This is a genomic window from Citrobacter sp. Cpo045, assembly GCF_030332875.1.
Taxonomy (GTDB): domain Bacteria; phylum Pseudomonadota; class Gammaproteobacteria; order Enterobacterales; family Enterobacteriaceae; genus Citrobacter; species Citrobacter portucalensis.
This window is the reverse complement of the sequence record NZ_JAOWGZ010000101.1, coordinates 20,914-27,173: the sequence shown is the minus strand read 5'-3', so window position 1 is coordinate 27,173 and position 6,260 is coordinate 20,914. Positions and strand designations below refer to the sequence as shown.

Sequence of the window (6,260 nt, the reverse complement as noted above, 5' to 3'; positions counted from 1 at the left end):
AGGTGGCGTATATTACGCTTTCCTCTTTCAGAGTCAACCCTCATTTTCAGGTTTTTCTCTTCAACCGAACCGGCTGTTTGCGTGAAGTGATTCACATCCGCCGTGTCGATGGAGGCGCATTATAGGGATCCCATTTTTTAGCACAAGTATTTTTTGGATCTTTTTTTCTGAATGCTTGTTTTTCACTCCTTTCGCTACATTCCTGCGCAATTTGGCTGATTTTTGATAGCTAAACCACTTGCACAGTCTCAATAATCCAACCAAAGTCTTCATTACTGCTCTATTTTCGTTGAGGTAAGTATGTCTGATGTACTGCGTCCTTATAAGGATCTTTTCCCACAGATCGGAAATCGCGTAATGATCGACACCAGCAGTGTCGTCATTGGTGATGCCCGTTTGGCTGATGATGTCGGAATTTGGCCACTGGTCGCCATTCGTGGCGACGTTAACTATGTACAAATTGGTGCCCGTACAAACATTCAGGACGGCAGCGTTCTCCATGTCACACATAAGTCCACTTCTAATCCGCAGGGTAATCCATTGATCGTGGGTGAGGATGTGACGGTCGGTCACAAGGTCATGCTACACGGCTGCATCATTGGCAACCGAGTATTAGTCGGCATGGGTTCGATTCTGCTGGATGGCGTAGTCGTAGAAGACGACGTTATGATTGGGGCTGGGAGCCTGGTTCCCCAAAACAAACGCCTGGAAAGCGGGTATCTGTACCTGGGAAGCCCGGTTAAACAAATCCGTCCATTAAGCGATGAAGAGAAAGCAGGCTTACAATATTCAGCTAACAACTATGTTAAGTGGAAAGATGAATATTTAAGTCAGAGTAACCACACCCAACCTTGAGCATCTTCCTGCTGGGCCTGGATCAATCCTTCAGCTTCTTCTTCCAGATCCCAGCGATGCTGTTGAAAGATTTCCAACCAATGTTCAGGCGTGTCGCCGCCAAAGCGGGACGCCAGCATCTCTCCAGATATGGCACATGTTAACTGCATACCATGAACCATCGCCGGAAACACAACGGCGTTGACATCCGTGCGCCATTCTTCTCGATCGGGAAACTGGATCGCCTGATTCATGCCGACAATTCCTGCTGCATGCTTTTAATGACGGGTTCAATCTGCGGCAAAACCCCATGCCAGAGTAAAACGGCGTGCGCTGCTTGCCCCACCAGCATACCCAGGCCATCAGCATATTGTTTCGCCCCATGTTCGGCACACCAGGAGAGGAACGGTGTATCTCCTTTCTGATAAAACATGTCATAACAATAGACAGATGAGTGAATAAGAGATTTCGGAATAGCCGGGATCTCACCGCTAATTCCGCTGGATGTCGCGTTAATAATCAAATCAAAACTGTAATTATCAAGCTCGTCCATTCCTACCGCCTGTACGCTGCCGGTATGGGAGAAGATTTGTGCCAGCTCTTCAGCGCGCGAAGCGGTACGGTTAACAATAGTCACCGCACAATCCATAGAAAGAAGAGGTAATAAAACTCCACGGGATGCACCACCCGCACCAATCAGCAGAACTCGCGATCCGGGACGAATGAAAGATAAACGCTCAAGATCGCTCAACAAGCCGATACCATCCGTGTTGTCTCCCAGTAAACGCCCATCCTCCAGCCGTTTAAGGGTGTTGACCGCTCCAGCAAGCGATGCCCGCTCCGTTAGTTCATCGGCACGTGCAAATGCCTCTTCTTTAAAAGGCACGGTGACATTTGCCCCCTTCCCGCCCTCAGCAAAAAAAGCGTTCAGGGTATTCACAAAATCATTGATGGGTGCCAATACACGCCCGTAGGAGTGATCAATCTTCAGCTGCTCTGCAAATTGCTGATGAATAAAGGGCGATTTACTGTGCGCTATCGGATTACCAAAAACAGCATAGGCTTCTTTCATATTACCCCTGTCGAAACTGTTCACCTGTCAGAGCATCACGGATCTCCGAAGGATTCAAACGCCCCCCGGTCTCCCCTTCAACCACGGGAAAGTCTGTACCGAACTGTGCGCGAACTTCCTCTACCGTTCTGCAAGGCGGTAAGCCACTCAAATTAGCACTGGTAGAAACTAACGGTTTGCCATAAGCCTGGCACAACGCAACCACCAGCGGGTGATCGGTGACGCGAACAGCCAGAGAATCAAAGCGCCCGGTCAACCAGCGTGGCGTTGTCGCAAGCGCTGGGAAAACGAAGGTAACAGGACCAGGCCAACGGGCGAAAACAGCGTCACGTTGAGCATCGGTGAGCATGCTATCGTCGATATATGGTTTAAGTTGTTCAAAGTTTGACGCGATTAAAATTAACCCTTTATCGACCGGACGTTGTTTTAGCGCCAACAAACGGGTTACAGCCGTTTCGCTATCGGGGTCGCAGCCGACACCAAATACAGCTTCAGTTGGATAGGCGATGACTTTTTCTTGTTTCAGAACCGCTATCGCCGCAGCGATAGCGTCTGTGGGCAGGCTATTATTCACTTTTTTATTCCGCCGAAATCGGCTTTCCACATTGTTTACTGGCACAGAAATGCTTCACACCCTGCGCGGTTTTCTTTTCGATGAGAAGCGGATAATGACACTCAGGACATTCTCCGGCTAACGGTTTGAAGTTAATGACAAACTGGCACTCCGGATAGCGATCGCAGGAGTAAAAGGTTTTGCCATAACGGGAACGCCGCTGGACAAGATGACCAGTCTGGCATTGAGGACAGACTATTGCTGTTTCATCAGGCTTGTCGATGAGCTCGGTGTGATCGCACGCAGGATAGTCACTGCATCCAATAAACATACCGAATCGTCCCTGTCTCAGCACCAGCTCAGCGCCACATGCAGGACAAAGCTTACCCTCCAGAACTTTGACAACATGTCCGTCCGCGGAAGATTTCAGCGGACGGATGTAATCGCATTCTGGATAGTGTGAACAACCGAGAAACGGACCGTGTTTCCCGGAACGAATAACCAGTTCAGCCCCGCATTGTGGGCAGGGCTCGTTTTTACGCACCGTGAACAGTGCTGATTTAGCCATAACAACTCATACTGAATGAAGATTGATTAATGCAGCATACCTTCATTCACTTCAAAGAGTAATTCTTCCATTTGCTGATAGGCATTTTCACAACCTGGAATGTTGAATAGCACCATCAGAATCACCCACTTCAGGTCTTCCAGATCGAACTCTGCCGTATCTAGCGCGAGTACGCGCTCAATAACCATTTCTCGCGTTTCGAGGTTTAGCACCTGAATCTGCTCCAGGAATAGCAGGAATCCTCTACAGCTTGCATCCAGTCGATCGCACTCTTCTGCAGTATAAATACGTATAGAAAGAGGGTCCGATGCCAGCTGCATAGGTTCAGCAAGACCATCCTGATAGTCAGCAAGCTTCTCCAGCCAAAGTAACGCGTTGTAAATGTCTTCACGATCAAAACCAGCGTCGGTAAGATCCCGTTCCAGTTTGTCCTGATCCACACGCAGCTCAGCTTCGTTATGGATATATGTCTCAAACAAATACATTAGTACGTCGAACATGGCATGCCCTCCTCAATCGGACATAGCCGCCGGGTACAGCTGCGATCCACCCTGCTAACTCCAGTTCGAGCAGTTGAGCCACTACCTCTGGCACAGGTTGGCCGGCACGTTCAGCGACGACGTCAACAGGTGTTACCTCATCTCCTACGTTAGCCAGGAGCTCCGGAAATGGCAATGCCACCTCTTCGTGATCTGGCGAATAAATTGATTTTTCAGGTTCATCTGGCAACCATTGCAGCCCATATTGCAAATTTTCAAGAATTTCCTCTGGTGTCGTCACAAGCATGGCTCCCTGCTGAATAAGCCAATGCGGGCCTTCACTTCCCGGGCTCCCAATCGGCCCAGGTAAAGCAAACACCTCCCGCCCTTGTTCAATTGCACAGCGAGCAGTAACCAGTGAACCGCTACGCTGTGCAGCTTCGACAACCAGTACACCTTTACTTAGACCACTGATAATACGATTTCGTCGGGGAAAATTGCGCGGCAAAGGGAGCATATCTAATGGGAACTCAGACACCAGTGCGCCCCCAGCCTCAATAAGTCGCTCCGCAAGACGGATATGCTGCCGTGGATGAATGGTCTCAAGTCCATTTCCCAGCACCGCAATACTTGTGCCTTGTCGGTTTATCGCAGCATTGTGCGCCACGCCATCAATCCCCCGGGCCAGACCGCTGGTGATCGTCACCCCACATGCAGCAAGCTTTTCACAAAACAACCGTCCCCAGCGTTCGCCATACCATGAATGTTGTCGACTACCGACAACGGCAACTTGAAATGAGTGGAGGCATGCGGGAGCTCCTGCAACAAAAAGCACCCCAGGATAATCCTCAATCGCACGGAGCTGTGGCGGATAATGCTCGCTGTCGGCAACCACAAAATGGTGGTTAGGCTGTTCAAGCCAGCGCAGCGTTTTTTCCAGCGTCAGATCTGAAAAGGTTAAAAAGCGTCTTGCCTGGCGTGGAGAGAATCCTGCCTGCAAGAGTACCGCGTTGTTAATGCACGGTTGAGTATTGAGCCAGTGAGCAACGCGCACTATCTCATCACCATACAGTTCATTCACTTGCGCTAAACGTAGCCAAATTTCGATTTGGGTCATCCCTGTTCCCCTGCCACAAGCAGTCCTGGCAATCTTTGCGATTGGTCACTGATGCTGTCAATCAGAGGGGGTTTTGTCTAGAATAGAGGTAATAATCTTTTCAACTCCTGAACACAACTCTGGATAACTATGTCAGTTTTGCAAGTGTTACATATTCCGGACGAGCGGCTTCGCAAAGTCGCAAAACCGGTTGAAGAAGTGAATGCAGAAATTCAGCGTATCGTTGATGATATGTTCGAAACGATGTACGCCGAAGAAGGTATCGGTCTGGCAGCAACACAGGTCGATATTCATCAGCGCATCATTGTTATTGATGTCTCTGAAAATCGCGATGAGCAGTTGGTACTCATTAACCCAGAACTGCTGGAAAAAGACGGCGAAACCGGCATTGAAGAAGGCTGTCTGTCTATTCCTGAACAGCGTGCGTTAGTACCGCGTGCAGAGAAAGTAAAAATTCGTGCGCTCGATCGCGACGGCAAATCTTTTGAACTGGAAGCCGATGGCCTGCTCGCTATCTGCATTCAACATGAAATGGATCACCTGGTCGGTAAACTATTTATCGATTATCTGTCTCCGTTGAAGCAACAACGCATTCGTCAGAAAGTTGAAAAACTCGACCGCCTGAACGCCCGAGCTTAAGGACAAGGATCAACGTGTCAGACTCACTACGTATTATTTTTGCGGGTACACCTGACTTTGCAGCGCGTCATCTCGACGCGCTGCTGTCTTCTGGACATAACGTCGTTGGCGTGTTTACCCAACCGGACCGCCCGGCGGGACGCGGTAAAAAGCTGATGCCCAGCCCGGTAAAAGTGCTGGCAGAAGAAAAAGGGATACCGGTCTTTCAACCCGTCTCTCTTCGCCCTCAGGAAAACCAGCAGTTGGTTGCTGATTTACACGCAGACGTGATGGTGGTGGTGGCATATGGCCTGATTCTGCCAAAAGCCGTACTGGAAATGCCGCGCCTGGGTTGTATCAACGTTCACGGTTCCCTGCTTCCGCGCTGGCGGGGTGCAGCACCGATCCAGCGCTCACTGTGGGCAGGCGACGCCGAAACCGGTGTTACCATCATGCAGATGGATGTTGGCCTCGACACCGGTGATATGCTGCTGAAGCTGTCCTGCCCAATTACGGCAGAAGATACCAGCGGTTCGTTATATGACAAGCTGGCAGACCTGGGGCCTCAGGGGCTGATTGAAACGCTAAAACAGCTGGCTGCCGGTACAATAAAACCGGTGGTACAAGACGAATCACTGGTTACGCATGCAGAAAAACTCAGCAAAGAAGAGGCCCGTATCGACTGGTCGCTTTCGGCTGTTCAATTGGAACGCTGCATCCGCGCCTTTAACCCGTGGCCAATGAGCTGGCTTGAAATCGATGGTCAGCCAGTGAAAGTCTGGCAAGCTTCGGTTATTGCTGTAAACACCCAGGCCGAGCCAGGCACCATTCTAGAGGCAACAAAGCAGGGTATCCAGGTCGCAACAGGCGACGGCATTCTGAATCTTATCTCTTTGCAGCCTGCCGGTAAAAAAGCCATGAGCGCGCAGGATCTGCTTAATTCGCGCCGGGAGTGGTTCGTGCCCGGAAACCGTCTGGCCTGACGGTTCATCTCTTTAAGCCCGGTGTCTCCGGGCATT

Annotated in this window: 9 protein-coding genes; 3 read left to right on the top strand and 6 right to left on the bottom strand. The window is 50.3% G+C overall.

Going from position 1 to position 6,260, the window contains the following annotated elements; all coding sequences use genetic code 11:
- The first annotated feature begins 300 nt into the window (after positions 1-300).
- On the top strand, positions 301-855 hold the full coding sequence (locus OGY13_RS15755; protein WP_003031171.1) for a gamma carbonic anhydrase family protein: 555 nt from the start codon (positions 301-303) through the stop codon (positions 853-855).
- Here OGY13_RS15755 and OGY13_RS15750 read toward each other — a convergent pair.
- From OGY13_RS15750 to dprA, 6 genes are read right to left on the bottom strand one after another with little or no spacing between them, the layout of a single operon-like run.
- Positions 831-1,088 (bottom strand): DUF1488 family protein, encoded by a 258-nt coding sequence (locus tag OGY13_RS15750; protein WP_060682860.1) that lies wholly within the window; start codon positions 1,086-1,088, stop codon positions 831-833. The genes OGY13_RS15755 and OGY13_RS15750 overlap by 25 nt on opposite strands.
- Positions 1,085-1,906: a shikimate dehydrogenase gene (aroE, locus tag OGY13_RS15745; RefSeq protein WP_060682861.1), complete on the bottom strand. Its 822-nt coding sequence runs from the start codon at positions 1,904-1,906 to the stop codon at positions 1,085-1,087. The genes OGY13_RS15750 and aroE overlap by 4 nt, the downstream gene beginning before the upstream one ends.
- 1 nt (position 1,907) lies before the next feature.
- Positions 1,908-2,480, bottom strand: coding sequence for an L-threonylcarbamoyladenylate synthase type 1 TsaC (tsaC, locus tag OGY13_RS15740; protein WP_008786283.1), 573 nt, complete (start codon positions 2,478-2,480; stop codon positions 1,908-1,910).
- A 4-nt stretch (positions 2,481-2,484) separates the two neighbouring features.
- Positions 2,485-3,027 (bottom strand): DNA topoisomerase family protein, encoded by a 543-nt coding sequence (locus tag OGY13_RS15735; protein ID WP_008786284.1) that lies wholly within the window; start codon positions 3,025-3,027, stop codon positions 2,485-2,487.
- 26 nt (positions 3,028-3,053) lie between these two features.
- Entirely contained in the window at positions 3,054-3,527 is a 474-nt protein-coding gene (gene smg, locus OGY13_RS15730; RefSeq protein ID WP_003031162.1) for a DUF494 family protein Smg, read from the bottom strand.
- Positions 3,499-4,623: a DNA-protecting protein DprA gene (dprA, locus tag OGY13_RS15725; RefSeq protein ID WP_048215428.1), complete on the bottom strand. Its 1,125-nt coding sequence runs from the start codon at positions 4,621-4,623 to the stop codon at positions 3,499-3,501. The genes smg and dprA overlap by 29 nt, the downstream gene beginning before the upstream one ends.
- Positions 4,624-4,752: 129 nt before the next feature.
- On the opposite strand from dprA, the gene def reads away from it, so the two are divergent.
- Together def and fmt are read left to right on the top strand one after the other, a co-directional pair.
- On the top strand, positions 4,753-5,262 hold the full coding sequence (def, locus tag OGY13_RS15720; RefSeq protein WP_003828283.1) for a peptide deformylase: 510 nt from the start codon (positions 4,753-4,755) through the stop codon (positions 5,260-5,262).
- Between the two features lie 14 nt (positions 5,263-5,276).
- Positions 5,277-6,224, top strand: coding sequence for a methionyl-tRNA formyltransferase (gene fmt / locus OGY13_RS15715; protein ID WP_008786286.1), 948 nt, complete (start codon positions 5,277-5,279; stop codon positions 6,222-6,224).
- The last annotated feature ends 36 nt before the right edge of the window (positions 6,225-6,260 follow it).

Bases quoted from the DNA above. Each gene is read 5' to 3' on its own strand.
- OGY13_RS15755 (WP_003031171.1), top strand. From the start codon at position 301: ATGTCTGATGTACTGCGTCCTTATAAGGATCTTTTCCCACAGATCGGA.
- OGY13_RS15750 (WP_060682860.1), bottom strand. From the start codon at position 1,088: ATGAATCAGGCGATCCAGTTTCCCGATCGAGAAGAATGGCGCACGGAT.
- aroE (WP_060682861.1), bottom strand. From the start codon at position 1,906: ATGAAAGAAGCCTATGCTGTTTTTGGTAATCCGATAGCGCACAGTAAA.
- OGY13_RS15735 (WP_008786284.1), bottom strand. From the start codon at position 3,027: ATGGCTAAATCAGCACTGTTCACGGTGCGTAAAAACGAGCCCTGCCCA.
- smg (WP_003031162.1), bottom strand. From the start codon at position 3,527: ATGTTCGACGTACTAATGTATTTGTTTGAGACATATATCCATAACGAA.
- dprA (WP_048215428.1), bottom strand. From the start codon at position 4,623: ATGACCCAAATCGAAATTTGGCTACGTTTAGCGCAAGTGAATGAACTG.
- def (WP_003828283.1), top strand. From the start codon at position 4,753: ATGTCAGTTTTGCAAGTGTTACATATTCCGGACGAGCGGCTTCGCAAA.